The organism is Runella limosa DSM 17973, from assembly GCF_000482465.1.
Lineage (GTDB): Bacteria > Bacteroidota > Bacteroidia > Cytophagales > Spirosomataceae > Runella > Runella limosa.
In genome coordinates this window covers 223,830-238,527 of the sequence record NZ_KI519423.1, presented here as the reverse complement: position 1 = coordinate 238,527, position 14,698 = coordinate 223,830, and the positions used below count along the sequence as shown (strand labels likewise).

Sequence of the window (14,698 nt, the reverse complement as noted above, 5' to 3'; positions counted from 1 at the left end):
TTTTGAGAAACCCTCTGCACAGTTGAACGTCTCTTATTCGGTGCTTTGTCGGGTTGAGAGCAACCCTCTGCACGGGCTCGTCGGGTTTTGAGAAACCCTTTTCACATATTCGGGTTTTGAGAAACCCGACGCACGGGACCGCACAACACAAATTAATTCTTCATTCGAGATAGTTTCTCATAATCGAGTACCGTAATCAAACTTCCCTTCATTTCGAGAAGATGTTCGTCCTTAAAATCGGAGAGCGTACGGATGACTGTTTCGGTGGCAGTGCCTACGATGCTTGCTAAATCTTCGCGGGTGATGGCAATGGCAAAAGGCTTTGTTTTGTCTTCTTGGTAGCGATTGGCCAACATAATCAGGGCTTCGGCTACGCGTTTTCGTACGGAGTTGTAAGCAAGTTTTAGCAATCGCTCTTCCCGTTCGCGCACTTCATTGGAAAGCATTTTGATGAACTTCGTAGCTACATCACGGTTGTTGTAGAGAAGGCTATTAAACTCATCTTTGGGAATGATAACCACCTCACTGTCTTGCAGCGACACGGCCGATTCTTGGTAGGGAGTATTTTCCAACAAATCTAAATACCCGAAAAAATCGCCAGGCTTGTGAAGTTCCACAATGTATTCTTTCCCAAACTCATTGGTCTTTGAGTTTTTGATTTTTCCACTTTTTAAAAAATAAACGGCATTGGGATAGCTTCCCTCCGAATACACCGTTTCACGCTTTTTATAGAGCTTCGTTTTCTTGTTTTCCGACAGTTTTTTGAGCGATTCAAACGATTTTACTTCGTTCAAAAACTGCGTCAGACCTTCTTCCGTTCGTGAATACTCTGTTTTGAGCAAATCGTTTTTGCGTAAGCGCGTTTCGACCGCACTCAACAGCTCTACGTCGTCGTAAGGTTTGGTCAGATAATCGTCTGCGCCCAGGGTCATTCCCTTGCGGTAGTCAGCTTTTTCAGCTTTGGCGGTTAAGAAAATAAAAGGAATACTCGCAGTTTCGGCTTCTTTACTGAGCAAATGCAACACGCCGTAGCCGTCGAGTTCGGGCATCATGATGTCACAAATAATCAGGTCAGGCTGCTGTTCTTGAGCGATTTTGATGCCTTTTTTACCGTTTTCAGCCGTCAGTACATTGTAGTGTGCTAACTCCAAAATTTCGGTCGTATTTTCCCGCATATCGGGATTGTCTTCTATCAGTAGAATGGTCTTCATGTGGCTAACAATTCGGAAGGTCGAGAGACACCGTCGTGCCTTGATTCAGTTGACTCGTAAGCCGAATTTCGCCTTGCATCAACTGAATGTATTTTTTTACAATGTTTAGCCCAAGGCCAGTTCCTTGTATCGTCCCAGAGTTGTGCGCGCGGAAAAAGCGGTCAAACACATACGCTTGGTCTTGTTCGGGAATCCCAATGCCTTGGTCTTGTACTTCAAAGCGAACGGTTTTTTCTTTTTTAGATGAACGTAAAAAAATTTGCTTGCCCGCGTCCGAATATTTGGAGGCGTTTGAAAGCAAATTAATGAGTACATTTTTGAGTAAATGACGGTCGATACATACCTCCGAATCACCTTCGTGGGTATATATAATCTGCTGGTTTTCTTTACAAACCGATTTGAGTTCGTCCACCAATTCTTTGCAAAAATCAGTAACAGGAAACACAATAGGCACGTTGCGGATTTGACCTTCTTCGAGTTTGCCGAGCGACAAAAAGTCGTTCAGAATTTCAGTGAGATTCGTAACGGTCGATTTGATTCGTTGAACGTGTTTTTGACGTTTTTCGTCTTCTTCGGTGTGCGTATAACGTCCAATCAACGACGCAGACGACAGGATGGTCGCCAATGGCGTACGGAATTCGTGCGAGGCAATTGTCACAAATTTCGTTTTCATGTCATTAAGTTGACGTTCTTTCTCCAGCGCCCGCATTACTTCTTGTTTCGACTGCTCAATTTCCTCTAGCGCCTGTGCCAGTTCACGGGTGCGTTGCTGCACACGCTCTTCCAAGTCGGCGTTGAGGGTTTGGATTTGGCGGTGTGCTTCTAGCAGTGCCTCTTCTTGTTTTTTGCGCAACGAAATGTCGATAATAAAACTTACGATGTATTCGCCATCGCTGGTGGCAAACGGACTTAAACTGATTTCGACAGGAAACTCCGAATTATCTTTACGCTTGGCATTGAGGTCTAAGTTGCTCCCCATGTTCCTTGCCTTGGGGTGCTGGGAGTAATTCATGCGGTGATCTACGTGATTGCGGGCATATCGTTGAGGAATAAGGATTTCTATTTTCTTACCAATCAACTCGTCTTCATCGTAGCCAAATAACTCTTCGGCTTTGGGGTTGACCAGCTGTATAGCTCCCCACGAATCCACGACAATAATTCCCTCCGTTGCACTTTTAAAGAGTGCATCTAACATTTCGACGTGTCTTCTCATCGCTTGGGTTTGCTGAATAAATATTTCTAACATACCAAATACGGAGGTTGCGGTGATTTTTCCAAAAGAATTTTAAAATGTTTGGCTAAAAATGGCTGTTTGTGGTATATCTCCCCACAAACGCGCATCAAAGGCCATACTAATATTACGAATAAAAGAGCGGCCTTCGGGTGTCACTTTGAGGTGATAGGGTTCGATGCTGACAAGGCCATCTTTTTCGGGTTCTTCCAACCGAGCAAGAGCTTCGTAAAGTGCTTGACATTGGTCTTTGGCGTCGAACCAAGTCGTTTCAAAATGACACATCAACTGCAAAATATGGCGTCGTAAAATTAAATCTTCGCGCGTCAGAACGTGGCCTCTAAAAATCGGTAACTCGTTGTTGTTGAGTCGTTCGTAGTACTTTTCGACCGTTTTTTCATTTTGACCATAGCCCCACCAACAATCGCCGATGGCCGACACGCCCAAACCCACCAGCAAACGCGTCTGGGTAGTAGTGTAGCCCATAAAATTGCGGTGGAGTTTTTTATGTTCAAGGGCCTGATAAAGCGTATCTGTTCTGAGTGAAAAGTGGTCCATGCCGATGTCATGATAACCTGCTAATTCCAGTGCGCCACGACAGGCTTCATAAATCGCTAATTTTTTGGCGGCATCTGGCAAGTCAGCTTCGGTAAATTTACGTTGACCTGGTTTTACCCAAGGCACGTGGGCATAGCTGTAAAGCGCAATGCGGTCGGGGCGAAGCTGAATCACTTCTCCGATGGTTTGGGTCATTCCCTCCACCTGTTGTTGGGGCAAGCCATAAACCAAATCATAGTTTACCGACGTGTATCCAATTTCGCGCGCTTTCTCAGTAACGTGCTTTACTTGCTCGTAGGTTTGAGGGCGATTGATGAGGTCAAGAATAATGGGATTGAAATCTTGTACACCAATACTAATCCGACGAAAACCTAGTTCAAACAGCGTCTGAAGGTGCGCATCGGTGGTACTAGCTGGGTGCGCTTCAAACCCAAACTCGTGCTCGGGGTGAATATCTGCTTTTTCAAATAAGCCCGAAATCAAGGTTCGTAGATTTTCAGGGCTAAAAAACGTGGGCGTTCCACCACCCAAATGCAATTCTCTGATTTTGGGGCGATTGGGTAGAAAATCGAGGTAAAGTTGCCACTCCTTCAGAACAGCCGCAATGTACGGCTGTTCTACTTTATGATTGACCGTAATGCGGGTATTGCAGCCACAGTAGGTACACAAACTTTCGCAGTACGGCAAGTGGATATAGAGGCTAATGCCCTCGGAAGTATTGCTGATTTCAAATATATCTTTTACCAAGTCTTTCCAACGGGGTTCCGTAAGCGGGGTTTTATCCCAATAAGGAACGGTTGGGTAACTGGTGTAGCGAGGCCCAGGCACGTTGTATTTCTGGAGTAGTTGCGTGTTCATGGTAAATAGGTGTTTTACCAAAAATGCAAGCTATTGGAAAAGTAAAATATGACATTGGTCAGGCTGATTGGAAAAATATCAAGCATTCAGCATGAATGAAAGGGAGGTAAATAGCTGTTTTCGTTTAGATTAGAAGATTTAGAGTCAGCCTCGGAGAGGCATAACATTTGTAGTAAAGGGTTTTGAAAACAACCTACCGCCCCCCATGGCAAACAGGAATCTCACGATTTTCTAAACCCAAAATGGGCCAACCTGTGACTTCCAAACCACGAAGAATAAGCACTATGGCTACTACTGCTACTAGGGCGGGCATAAAACTGCGGGCACGGTTGCGAAAAGAAGTAGAAAAGAGATTTTTGACAAAGGCAACGGCGCTCATGGCAGGGAGCGTTCCAAGGCCAAAGGTTGCCATAAAAAGCGCCCCGTCGGTAGGCCCTCCCGTCGCTATGGAGCTAATCAGTGCCATGTAAACTAGCCCACACGGTAAAAGACCGTTGAGTGTTCCAAGAGCGAAAAGCGAGCTAAAACTACGTTGGTGGAGAAGTGAACTGAGCTGCTTTTTTATCCATTGAACGCCTTTTTGGAGAAAGGGAGGTGTTCCGAGCTGGTCTAGCCAATGGGAGGAATAAGCAACTGCACCGAGCATAAACACACCCGTACCAATAGAAAGGCCACGTTGGAGTCCTGCGAGGTTGAGGGCATTACCCACGAAACCTAGCAAAAAACCGAGGAGGGCGTAAGTAGTGGCCCGACCGAGGTTATACAGTACTATTCCGCCCAATTTTCCCCATTTTGAGCGTTGATGTACGGGAAGTGCCAACGCAATAGGCCCACACATTCCTACGCAGTGCAGGCTGCTCATGAGTCCGAGGGAAAAAGCCAAATAAAACATAGTTTTGAATGTCAAAATGGAGTGTCGAGTGTCGAAGGCAGAATGTCGAATTTGTGCGGGTGTGCGTCGGGTTTCTCAAAACCCGACGAGGCAGGTTAGAATGTCGAATAAAATGCCGTTCAACCTTCTATTTACTGGTCGGGTTTTGAGAAACCCTCCGCACGTGAGAATAAAATGTCATTCAACATACTATGTACTCGTTGGGTTTTGAGAAACCCTCCGCACGGTAAGCACTCGACATTTAGACAATGACACTTAAATATTGAGAATTCCTTCGTTCCAGTATCCTACACCGTTGGCTTGCCAGTCAATTTGCAGTTGGTAACGTCCCGCCTTAATTTTTTGGTTTGAAATAAACTGCGTACCGTCGGCTCCGACCTGAATTGGGGTAGAAAAATCCTTACGGTTATCGGCTGGACAATAGAAGTTAATTTTTCCAGAGACACCCTTCATATTCGTTGGATAGTGAATGCGGACGCCATTTTCCAGCACTTCCCAAGTGAGGGGTGTGGCTAGGGCTTTGGCGCGATTGATTTTGTCAATTTTGCCTTGGAATTTAACTTCCTCTTCGTAATAGTTGTCAGTAACAAGGTCAATTTTTTGGACGATGCTCATTCCGACCATCGCTAGTATCATTAAGACAAATAAGCCATAAAAAGCCCAAATGCCAGTTCCCCAAGATAGTTTCATAGTAGTAATATTTATTCTTCTGGTGCAATAAAGGTTGTTTTAAATTCTTCCAACTGCTTGCCGTTGGCATAGATTCCCAAGGAAACGTCGGTGCGGCGTTTGGAGATTTCCGATTTTGGAATGGTAATAAAGACCGAACCTTCGACCATTCCAGCGGATTCGAGGTTGAGATTAGGAATCCCCGCAAATTTTAAGGTGCCTTTGGGGAACAACAGCTTCATCTCAGGCTGGATGGGGTGATTGGTTTTATTAAACAATTTGAAGGTATAAAGATTGCTAATGGTGCCGTCAGGATTTTCGATAAAGCGCGAGCCTGGAGCGCGCAAAAGCGTTGTTTCAGTGTCGTTTCGGGTAAAAATAGCGTAACCCAGACCTACCCAAAGCGCTGTCAATACAACCGCATAGGCAATGGTTCGAGTGGTAATAAGTTTACTTTTACCCGAAGAAATATTGTTTTCTGAATCAAAGCGAATCAGTCCTTTGGGAAGGTTTACTTTCTCCATGATATTGTCGCAGGCATCGATACAGGCCGTGCAGTTGACGCACTCCATTTGGGTGCCGTTGCGGATGTCGATACCCGTTGGGCACACGTTGACACACTGAAAACAGTTGATACAATCGCCAGCGGTACGTTCGGTACCTTTACGGAGTTTTTCACGCGGCTCGCCACGTTTATAATCATAGGCAATCACGACCGAGTTTTTGTCGAGTAACACTCCCTGCAAGCGCCCGTAAGGACAGACAACGGTACAGGCTTGGTCGCGAAGCCAGGCAAAATTCCAGAAAAAGACCAAGGTAAAAGCGCAGATGCCTAAAAACAGGGTCAAGTGGTCTGAGATTGGCTCTAAAATGATACGTTCAAGACGGTCAATCCCCACAAAGTAGCTCAATAGCAGATTGGCAATGGCAAAGGATAATGCCATGAAAATAACCGCTTTAAGGGTTCTTTTGATGATTTTTTCGTTGTTCCAAGGGGCTTTGGCAAGCGCGCGTTGGGCTTTCCAATCGCCTTCGATGACGTATTCGATTTTGCGGAAAACCATTTCCATGAATACCGTTTGAGGACACGCCCAGCCGCACCAAACCCGCCCGAAAACGGTGGTGAAGAGTACGATAAACACAAAAAAGGAAATCATCATTAGGCCAAACAACCAATAGTCTTGTGGGCCAATGAAGATACCAAACACGATAAACTTACGCTCTAGGATGTTGAATAAGAATAGAGGTTGACCGTTTACTTTGATAAACGGCAAGGCAAACATAACGGTTAGCTGAAAGATGGTGAACCAAACGCGGCGGTTGTGCCATTTTCCAGTTGGTTTTTGGGGATAAAACCAATTTCTTTTCCCAGTAGTATCATCGACCGCCGCAAAACTATCGCGGAACGATTCGTCGAAGTCGGGGTGTGTATCGAGGGGTTGCATAATGAGAATGAAAAAAAATGTCGAATGCAGAGTGCAGAATGTCGAGTTCTAGTGTCGAATGTCCAGTTTTAGTGTCGAGCGTCGAGTGCAGAATGTCGAATGGAGCGCATTTTATTCGACACTCTGCATTCGACACTCGACAATCCATTCGACATTTATTTTGCTGCTACAGTACTATCTGGAGCGGCGGTAGTTTCGGTATAAATTTCTCCTTGAGGAGCTTTCGGGTTCGCAGGCTTAGAGCCTTTGATAGAGATGATATAACTAGCCACTTGTTGCATTTTGAGTGGGTTCAATTGTTTTTCCCACGCAATCATCCCTTTTTCTGGCACACCGTATTTGATGGTTTTGAAGACATTTTTGATGCCACCACCATGGAGCCAGTATTCGTCGGTAAGGTTGGGGCCTACAGTTCCTCCTCCGTCGGCAGCGTGACAAGCAGCGCAGTTGGCAGTAAAAATGGCTTTACCCTCCTCAATCGCTTTGGTATCGGTGGCCAACGTAACGGTATTTTCGTTGATTTTGGCCGCTGCTTTTTCAAGGAACGCGGTTTTCTTCGCTTCTACAATCTGGCTTTCCTTTTCCAATTCGGCCATCGGTAAATCTCCCCAACCTGCCATGTGATAGATAATGAGGTAAATCACGGCAAATAGAATCGTACCTTGGAACAAGAATGCCAACCAAGGTGGCATACGGTTGTCGAGTTCGTGAATACCATCGTAGTCGTGGCCTTTGATGAGGATGCGTTGCTCGTCGGCGAGTTTCACGCCAAAACCCGTCCAACGCTGCCACCAACGGTCACTGAAAATCGGCGCAGATTCGCCGCGCAAATCTTCTTTTACTTCTGCATCTCCCTGAGGAGCAGAGATTTTGCGAAGAAGCATCATCACTTGCACCAAGAGCACGAGCACAGCCAGAATGACGACAACAAGCAACATAACGATGAGGTAGTTGACCAACTCTTTGTTACCTGCTTTGGGGGCTTCGGCGGCTTGGGCAAACACCATCGACGAAACTAAAAGTAACGCGAGAGTTGCAAGCCCACGGCGAACGGTGCCGTCTTCGAGCGGTAATTGGCTTATTTTTTGGACGGTTTTCTTGTCAAGTTTTACAAGGTACCATACCAATCCTACAAAAACGGCCGCAAAAATCAGTAGTCCGATGAGCGGATATATCGCCACTCCGTCAATCGTCTGGAGATAGTTTCTGAATTTCATGATTTTTATTGTTTTTTGATGTCAGTACCTAAGCGTTGTAAGTAGGCAATGAGCGCAATGATTTCTTTGTCAGCTTTGGCTTTGATACCGTCTTTTTTGAGACTTGCCACGATGCCATCGGCTTGTTTTTGAGCGTCGGCAATGGCTTGGTCTTCAAACCCGTCTTCGTAAGGGACGCCGAGGGTACGCATGGCACTGATTTTGGCAGGAGTTGTACTCAAATCAAGCGCATCTTCAAGCAACCAAGGGTACTTAGGCATGATAGAGCCAGGCGACATGCTCGTTGGGTCTTCCATGTGGTTGTAGTGCCACGAATCTGGATATTTTGCCCCAACTCGGTGCAAATCGGGTCCTGTCCGTTTTGAACCCCACTGGAATGGGTGGTCATAGACAAACTCACCTGCTTTTGAGTATTCACCATAACGTTCGGTTTCTGAGCGGAACGGACGAATCATTTGAGAGTGACACGTATAGCAGCCTTCGCGGACATAAATGTCACGGCCTTGAAGTTCGAGGGCGGTGTAAGGTTTCACGCTTTCGATGGTTGGTACATTGGACTCTACCATGAAAGTTGGCACAAGTTCTATGACACCCCCGATGATAACGGCTACCAATGAAATAACGGTAAAGAACACAGGTTTACGTTCAAAAATACGGCTGTGCCAAAATTCGTTGGCTGGTGGGTTCCAGATAGATTTGAGGGAAGCCGCACGTGCTGTTTCGTTGGCGATAAGTTTTCCACTAAGGGCGGTCATAGCCAAGTTGTACGTACCCACTAAGAAACCTACCAAGAACAAAGTACCACCCACACCACGTAAGATATAGAAAGGAACAAGCTGCGTAACGGTTTCGAGAAAGTTAGGATATTTTAAGAAACCTTCTTCGGTAAATTCTTTCCACATCGACGATTGTGTCCAACCTGCCCAGTACATCGGCACGGCGTAGAAAATGATACCTAATGTGCCAATCCAGAAGTGGAAATTAGCCAGTTTTTGAGAAAACAACGGACGTCCGTACAAACGTGGGAACAACCAATACATGATGGCAAACGTCATAAAACCGTTCCAGCCAAGCGCTCCAACGTGAACGTGCGCTACAATCCAGTCGGTATAGTGGGCAATGGCGTTTACGTTTTTCAACGAAAGCATAGGGCCTTCAAAAGTTGCCATCCCGTAGGCTGTTACCCCTACCACCATGAATTTCAAAACGACATCTTCACGAACTTTGTCCCAAGCACCACGAAGGGTAAACAAACCGTTGATCATCCCACCCCATGAAGGTGCAATCAACATGATAGAGAATACCGTACCCAAAGATTGAGCCCAGTCGGGCAAAGACGTATAAAGTAAGTGGTGAGGCCCTGCCCAGATGTATAAGAATATCAACGACCAAAAGTGAACAATTGACAATCGGTACGAATAAATAGGGCGGTTGGCAGCTTTTGGCAAAAAGTAGTACATCAAGCCCAAATAGGGAGTTGTCAAGAAGAATGCCACGGCATTGTGACCGTACCACCATTGTACCAAGGCATCTTGCACACCTGCGTACCAAGAATAACTTTTAGTAAGAGAGATTGGAAGTTCAACGCTGTTGACCACGTGCAACATCGCCACTGTGACAAACGAAGCCAAGTAAAACCAAACCGCAGCGTAGATGTGCTGCACGCGGCGGTTAATCATGGTCATCACCAAGTTGAGAAGAGCCGCTACCCAAACGACCGCAATCGCAATGTCAATTGGCCATTCTAATTCGGCGTATTCTTTCCCTGTGGTAAGTCCTAATGGAAGCGTAATGGCTGCGGCGACGATGATGAGTTGCCAACCCCAGAAGTTGATGTTGGACAACAACTTACTGTACATAGGGGTGCGCAATACGCGCGGGGCAGAATAATAAAGCCCCATGAAAAAACCGTTACCGACGAAGGCAAAAATGACGGCGTTGGTGTGAAGGGGACGTAACCTACCAAACGTAGTGTAAGGCAAATCGAGGTTGAGTGCGGGAAATGCTAACTGAAACGCGATAAGGACGCCCACCAGCATTCCGACAATCCCAAACACGATAGAAGCAATGGCGAAATTTCGTACGATGGTGTTATCATACTGAAACTCTTCCATGTCAACGGTTGAGGTTGTTTTGGAAATTGGTTCCATGTTGAATTTGAGGAGTTTATGATTAAAAAGGATGAACTATTTTTCGTTGTCGTCGAATAAAATCCGAATCGAAGGAGTGTAATCGTCGTCGTATTGTCCTTGACGTACCGACCATACAAAGGCGATTAAGAAGCCGCCTGCGACAAACAGACTGATGCAGAGCAGGATGATGAGAGCACTCATAGACGTGTTTATGTTTGAGAATGTTGAAATCGTACCAGCTTGCTAGGACTGACGACCTCCCAAAAGTAGGTTTGGAGGGGCGGGATTAAGATGAGGGAAGTCAGTCCTCAAAACTGACTTTGGTCAGTTTTGGTAGATCTGTGTACCTTTGTCGAACTATCTTCGTGGATTAATGAATATCTTATTTTTTAAACTGACCATTATTCCGTTGGTCATTGGACTGATTACGCTGATTAGCCGCAAGTGGGGAAATCGGGTAGGGGGAGTGGTCGGGAGTATGCCTTGGGTAGCGGGGCCTATCTTGGTGTTTTTTATTTTGGAGCAGGGTAAAGACTTTGGCATACGCGCTATTCCAGGCATTTTGATGGGAATTATCGCGCTGGTGAGTTTTTGTTACTGCTATGCGTTATTTTCCAAACGGATGAAGTGGCTACCAACGCTGCTGATTTCGTACGTGGCTTTTGCCCTAACTGCTCTTGTGTTGGATGCGATTCCGCTGACAATTTGGGGAATTTACGGCTTGGCTTTGGTCGTGATTACGATTGCCTTGTATTATTTTCCACGCTCCTCAGTGGGACAAGCGGCTCCTTCCCGAGCGAAGCCCCCGAAGTATGATTTATTGTTTCGGATGTTGGTGGCGACTCTTTTTGTCCTGACCATCACAGGATTGGCCGCTATTTTGGGGCCTAGCTGGAGCGGTGTTCTGACGCCTTTCCCTATCTTGACCTCGATTTTGGCCATTTTTAATCATTATTTACAAGGTAGTACGGCGGCTATAACGGTCTTGCGAGGCATCATGATTGGCCTCGTGGGCTTTACGACGTTCTTGTTTTTGCAGGCGTTTTTGCTCCACGAGTTTTCGGTTGTGGTAGCGTTTTTGATAGCACTGGTGGTCAATGCCGTGATTAATCTAGTTTCGAGCCGTATGTGGGCTTGATTGAAAAAAGTACCCCAACTAATGCAGAAATAAAATACGTGCAATAAAAATTAATAGGATACTAATCATACCCCACTACGTCTCAACTGGTGATAGCAAATGGTGTTTTAAGCATAAACCCTTTATTTCTATGGCCAGCTTCAATGACTATTCTCAGTATCGGCGTCAATCGTTTCGGTTGCAAGGGTATGATTACCGCAATGAAGGAATGTACTTTGTGACGATTTGTACCAAAGATAGGTTGCCATTTTTTGGTAGAATTGTTGATAATCAAATGATATTATCTGAGGTCGGGCAAATTGTACACGATAATTGGTACAAAATACCACAGTTTTCTCCCCATATCGTTTTGGACGAATTTGTGGTTATGCCTAATCACATTCATGGAATTTTGGCGATTATATCCCCTGTGGCATTGGTGCAATCGGTGGCATCGTTGCAATGCGTACCATCGTTGCAATGCAACGATGCCACCAATACCACCAATACCACCAAAAATCAATTTATGTCTGATATTTCACCCAAATCAGGCAGTATATCAAGGGTATTGAATTCATACAAAGGTGCTTGTTCTAAAAATGTGGCATCGTTGCAATCTGTGGCATCGTTGCACTGCAACGATGCTACGACATTTGCCTGGCAATCTAAATTCCATGACAGGATAATACGCAACGAACAAGAATTGTATCGTATCCAAAATTACATCATCAATAATCCTAAAAATTGGAAAAACGATGAAAATCATTTCTGATAATGCAACCGACGCGCAGCCGCGATGCGGCTGGAAATCGTGGTAAACAAAACGATTGAAATCGAACTGGCTGGCATCAAAATCGCAGCAACGACGGGTGAAAGATTTCCCGTAAGGGCAAAACTTAACCCAATGATGTTATACACAACCGAAATGATAAAGCTCTGAATCACGATGTTGCGGCCCGCTTGGGCTAGGCGAACAAACTGAGGTAGCTTCGAAAGTTGGTTTCCTTCTAAAATCCCATCGCAGGCGGGTGAAAAGTTGTTGATGTTGTCGGAAACGGCAATGCCTACGTCGCTTTTGATGAGTGCCCCTGCATCGTTCAAGCCATCGCCTACCATCAAGACTTTGTGGCCTTGCTGTTGTAAGTTTTCAATAAATCGAAGTTTATCGTCGGGTTTTTGGTTAAAATTGAGCTGCTTGAGTGAACCAAACAATTCACTCAGCATTTCGACGTCGGTAGGTTTGTCGCCCGACAATAAATAGGTATTGTAATGCTGCTGTTTTAAGCTTTTGAGGGTATCAACGAGGTTGTCGCGGTATTGGCTTTGGATGTCAAAATAACCCAATACTTTGCCATCAAAAGAAAAATAAACGTGGCTGCTGTTGCTGTCTTGAAGGTTTGTAACTCCTTGGTTGTCAATAGAAACAAAAGTGGCGGAGCCTAGCCGTACCGTAACATGTTCGCCTAACTTGCCTTCCACGCCTTTTCCTTCAATTTCTTGAAAATCGCTCATCATTTTTTCATGCGGAACGTGTTGTAGCGACTTGGCAATCAATCGGCTCAACGGGTGCGACGATTGTTCGCAAAGGGTACGAACGATGCGTTGCTGAATGTGAGTGAGTGGTTTGCCAATAAACTGAACATGTGCCGCATCGGGTAACGTAAGCGTTCCTGTTTTATCAAAAACAACCGTGTCGATTTTAGACAAATTTTCAATGATTTGGGCGTTTTTGAGGTACAGTTTATTTGACCCAAACATGCCCAGCATATTACCGTTGGTAAAGGTGTCTGAGAGTAGCAGCGCGCAGGGGCAGGCCACAATCAAAATCGTCGTAATGGCGTTGATGCCCCGTGGCAAGTCGCCCAAAACAGACCAGTAGGCCAAAGCGCCAAATCCTAAGAATAACAATGCCCACGAAAAGTAATAATTGATTTTACCTACCATCGTCTGTTGGGCATTTTGCTGCTGTTGCGTGGCCGAGTCGTTGTTCCAAAGCTGCGTCAGATAACTTTGCGATACTCGCTTGGTCACTTCGACCTCAATCGCCCCCCCGATTTGACGGCCACCTGCATAAATGAGTTCATTACGCGTTTTTTCAATGGGCGTAGATTCTCCCGAAACAAAACTGTAATCAATCATCGCGCGTTCGCTGACAAGGCGCACATCCGCAGGAATCAATTCTTTGTTACGAATCAAAATCTGGTCGCCAGGTTCTAGGTCGGTTACGAGTAATTGGTGATTGGTGATTGGGGACTGGAGACTGGTGTTAGATACCTCCTTCGTTGGTATGACAGCGTCTTTCCCTCTGCTCAATAACGTCACCGCCACGGGAAAGTAGGATTTATAATCGCGGTCGAACGAAATGGCGGAGTACGTTTTGTCTTGAAAATACCGCCCCAACAGCATAAAAAACACAATACCCGTCATGGAGTCGAGGTAGCCGACGCCCGTTTGGGTGCCAATTTCGTACAAACTTCGTACAAAAGTGACCAAAATGGCCAACGCGATGGGCGCATCAATATTGAGGAAACGTTCACGAATGGATTTCCACGCAGAGACAAAGAAGTCAGAAGCGCTGTAAAAAAACACGGGCAAGGCCAATACCACACTGAAAACGCTAAACATCGTCTGCAAATGATGGTCGAGGCGGGTATCTCCCAATCCAAAATAATCGGGGAAGCTCATCATCATGACGTTGCCAAAAGCAAAACCCGCAATCCCGATTTTGTACAAACGCGTACGGTTGGTTTTGGGTGCTTTCTGCGCTTCGATGTCTTGCAAACTAATGTAAGGTTCGTAGCCGATGTAGGTAAGCAATTCGGCCAATTTACTCAGGCTGATTTTTTGTTCGTCGATAACGACACGGGCTTTCTTTTCGGGAAAATTTACCAACGACGAAATCACGCCTTCGTGCAAGCGGTGTAGATTTTCCAACAAATATACGCACGAACTACAGTGCATTTGAGGGAAAAACCAGTTGATGTGCGTTTGGCGACCGTCGGTAAATTCAATGATTTTATCGTGCACTTCGGGCAGGTCTAAGTACGCGTATTTGCCTGCGTAGTAATTTTTATCGGGCGATACGCCTGGGTTTTGCGTCAGGTCGTAGTAATTGCAGAGTTGATTTTCTTGGAGAAGTTCATAAACGGTTTTGCAGCCTTCGCAGCAAAACGGCTTATCGTCATGCACGATGACGTGGTCTTCGCAGTCGGCACCGCAGTGGTAACATTGAACTTCTACGGTGGGTGAAATGGATTGCGACATAGGATGGGCATTTTGTAGTGAGTCAAAAATGCAACACAACCGAACGGAGGGATATGACCAAAGTCAGTTTTTTAGGGTAATATTGGTCAGGAATTGGGCTTTTT

Annotated in this window: 12 protein-coding genes; 2 read left to right on the top strand and 10 right to left on the bottom strand. The window is 45.6% G+C overall.

The genetic code is table 11. The features are described from left to right. Nucleotides 1–152 precede the first annotated feature (152 nt). From K339_RS0120860 to ccoS, 9 genes are all read right to left on the bottom strand, one after another. Entirely contained in the window at nucleotides 153–1,211 is a 1,059-nt protein-coding gene (locus tag K339_RS0120860; RefSeq protein ID WP_028525340.1) for a response regulator, read from the bottom strand. Between the two features lie 4 nt (nucleotides 1,212–1,215). Continuing rightward, the gene (locus K339_RS0120855; protein WP_028525339.1) at nucleotides 1,216–2,457 is read right to left on the bottom strand and encodes a PAS domain-containing sensor histidine kinase; all 1,242 of its coding nucleotides are present in this window, start codon (nucleotides 2,455–2,457) and stop codon (nucleotides 1,216–1,218) included. A 39-nt stretch (nucleotides 2,458–2,496) separates the two neighbouring features. Beyond that, on the bottom strand, nucleotides 2,497–3,858 hold the full coding sequence (gene hemN / locus K339_RS0120850; RefSeq protein WP_028525338.1) for an oxygen-independent coproporphyrinogen III oxidase: 1,362 nt from the start codon (nucleotides 3,856–3,858) through the stop codon (nucleotides 2,497–2,499). 193 nt (nucleotides 3,859–4,051) lie between these two features. Beyond that, nucleotides 4,052–4,741, bottom strand: coding sequence for a sulfite exporter TauE/SafE family protein (locus K339_RS34345; RefSeq protein ID WP_169731881.1), 690 nt, complete (start codon nucleotides 4,739–4,741; stop codon nucleotides 4,052–4,054). 264 nt (nucleotides 4,742–5,005) lie between these two features. Then, nucleotides 5,006–5,440 carry a FixH family protein gene (locus K339_RS0120840; protein WP_028525337.1) on the bottom strand — a complete coding sequence of 145 codons (435 nt, stop codon included), beginning with the start codon at nucleotides 5,438–5,440 and terminating at the stop codon, nucleotides 5,006–5,008. An 11-nt stretch (nucleotides 5,441–5,451) separates the two neighbouring features. Then, nucleotides 5,452–6,864: a cytochrome c oxidase accessory protein CcoG gene (gene ccoG / locus K339_RS0120835; RefSeq protein WP_028525336.1), complete on the bottom strand. Its 1,413-nt coding sequence runs from the start codon at nucleotides 6,862–6,864 to the stop codon at nucleotides 5,452–5,454. 155 nt (nucleotides 6,865–7,019) lie between these two features. Next, nucleotides 7,020–8,081, bottom strand: coding sequence for a cbb3-type cytochrome c oxidase N-terminal domain-containing protein (locus tag K339_RS0120830; RefSeq protein ID WP_028525335.1), 1,062 nt, complete (start codon nucleotides 8,079–8,081; stop codon nucleotides 7,020–7,022). Nucleotides 8,082–8,086: 5 nt separating this feature from the next. Next, complete coding sequence (ccoN, locus tag K339_RS0120825) at nucleotides 8,087–10,231, bottom strand: cytochrome-c oxidase, cbb3-type subunit I (RefSeq protein WP_028525334.1); 2,145 nt, start codon at nucleotides 10,229–10,231, stop codon at nucleotides 8,087–8,089. Between the two features lie 36 nt (nucleotides 10,232–10,267). After that, entirely contained in the window at nucleotides 10,268–10,414 is a 147-nt protein-coding gene (gene ccoS, locus K339_RS36750) for a cbb3-type cytochrome oxidase assembly protein CcoS (protein WP_084332276.1), read from the bottom strand. 172 nt (nucleotides 10,415–10,586) lie between these two features. On the opposite strand from ccoS, the gene K339_RS0120820 reads away from it, so the two are divergent. Then, the gene (locus tag K339_RS0120820) at nucleotides 10,587–11,351 is read left to right on the top strand and encodes a hypothetical protein (protein WP_028525333.1); all 765 of its coding nucleotides are present in this window, start codon (nucleotides 10,587–10,589) and stop codon (nucleotides 11,349–11,351) included. A 130-nt stretch (nucleotides 11,352–11,481) separates the two neighbouring features. Further along, a complete protein-coding gene (locus tag K339_RS0120815) occupies nucleotides 11,482–12,102 on the top strand; it encodes a transposase (protein ID WP_028525332.1) in 621 nt (206 codons plus the stop codon). On the opposite strand, the gene K339_RS0120810 is transcribed toward K339_RS0120815, so the two are convergent. Continuing rightward, the gene (locus K339_RS0120810) at nucleotides 12,093–14,594 is read right to left on the bottom strand and encodes a heavy metal translocating P-type ATPase (protein ID WP_028525331.1); all 2,502 of its coding nucleotides are present in this window, start codon (nucleotides 14,592–14,594) and stop codon (nucleotides 12,093–12,095) included. The two genes, K339_RS0120815 and K339_RS0120810, sit on opposite strands and share 10 nt — an antisense overlap. Nucleotides 14,595–14,698: the final 104 nt, after the last annotated feature.